This is a genomic window from Ewingella americana ATCC 33852 (genome assembly GCF_000735345.1).
In the GTDB taxonomy this organism is placed as follows: domain Bacteria; phylum Pseudomonadota; class Gammaproteobacteria; order Enterobacterales; family Enterobacteriaceae; genus Ewingella; species Ewingella americana.
Map to the genome: position 1 here is coordinate 1 of NZ_JMPJ01000084.1, position 206 is coordinate 206.

Consider the following 206-nt stretch of genomic DNA (forward strand, 5'->3'; position numbering starts at 1 on the left):
CGGCTGTGCAAACTGGCTTTCCTGCCAGTTTGTCTCACCGGGCCGCTCCCAACGAATAAAAGCAAAAGGGGCTTGGATTTTCATCCAAGCCCCTTTTGCTTTTATTTGGCGGTGAGAGAGGGGTTCGAACCCTCGATACGCGTTAGCGTATACACACTTTCCAGGCGTGCTCCTTCAGCCACTCAGACACCTCACCGTAAGTCGTT

General features: G+C 52.9%; 1 tRNA gene. It reads right to left on the bottom strand.

Annotated elements, in window-relative coordinates:
* Positions 1 to 106: 106 nt before the first annotated feature.
* Positions 107 to 196: transfer RNA gene (locus GEAM_RS22295), tRNA-Ser, on the bottom strand.
* Positions 197 to 206 lie beyond the last annotated feature (10 nt).